Genomic DNA, 1,183 nt, shown 5'->3' on the forward strand with positions numbered 1-1,183 from the left:
CCCCTATCGTCATCGGAATCCCCTTCCAGGTGGCAGACAGCCCTGGTGGAGTGCTGGTCGGCTCACTCGCCGCCGCGCTCATCGCGGCCGTCCCCACCGTTATGCTATTCCCTCCGACGGACCTTACCGCGATGCTGGTGGTTGGCTGGGCCTGCGCGGTGGGCGCAGTCGGGGGGATGGAAATCACCTACGGCCGCACGTGGGCGGTCGTGGCCGAGGTACTGGGCGCGGTGACGCTCTCGGCCATCTTCACCATCGGCATGCGCCTACCCCGCCCAGCACCACCGACCGATCCGGCGCACCCGGCCCCGGCTGCGATCATAGAGTCTGATACTTAAAGTAAATCTGCCATTACTCCGTAGCCCTCGGGGATCAGGTACAAGAGCAAGAATCGGCCATTCTCGGCCCAAGGCGCTCTGCGCGGCATGGTCGGCATGCGACGATCCGGTGGCGGACAGGTGCCCTGGAGCTTGCCCCACGCAAGGCCCGATATCAGCGTCCCACGGATCGAGGAGTCGCCGCGAATGTCCGATACCCGGTCGCGGCTGGGATGGCATCCCACCGCCATCGCCGTCCTAGTGATCCTGACCACCATCGTCCTCGCCTTCATCGGCCAGGTCCTCGGCAAAGGCGGCCGTGGCCAGACTCTCGTGAACACGCCCTCAACGCGGTCGGCGGCACCGACACAGATGCCGCTCGATCCCCCGATGAAGAAGAGGCTGCGTTCGACCACGTGCACGACCGTGCGGATCATCGCCAGCCAGCCCCGCACCTCCTACTCGCAGTACGCGAGCACACTCGCGAAGCTCATCAATGATCCGGCGCTGAACGGCGGCAACGGGTGGCGCGCCTCTCCCGATTCGGACACGAACGGGACGTCCCAGAACCTCAAGAATCTCGGAGTTCCGGAGAACCAGCACTGCACTCTCGCGCCGGCCCAGCTCAATGTGGTGGTGGACGCTCAAAACGGCCGAGGCGACTTCACCGACGGGGCCGTCGAGGGCCTAGGTACTGTCATTAAATAAGTTGATCACTTGATCTGTGTTTAGGATTCCCGTGTGATCGCCTCGGTACGGTTATGTCCGTGGGGGACGTAATGAAGTAACAAATACGTGATCGAGAGCATCATCGCAGGTCACAGGCCTGTGGAGGGTTCGAAACGCGCAAGTTATTTCATTTCGAC

1 protein-coding gene and 1 pseudogene are annotated in these 1,183 nt (G+C 63.0%); both read left to right on the plus strand.

Going from position 1 to position 1,183, the window contains the following annotated elements; all coding sequences use genetic code 11:
• Nucleotides 1-338: pseudogene (locus ACY45C_RS02510) on the plus strand (hypothetical protein); the annotation flags it as partial.
• A 186-nt stretch (nucleotides 339-524) separates the two neighbouring features.
• A complete protein-coding gene (locus ACY45C_RS02515; protein WP_462186048.1) occupies nucleotides 525-1,025 on the plus strand; it encodes a hypothetical protein in 501 nt (166 codons plus the stop codon).
• The last annotated feature ends 158 nt before the right edge of the window (nucleotides 1,026-1,183 follow it).

This window comes from Frankia sp. CcWB2 (genome assembly GCF_977927585.1).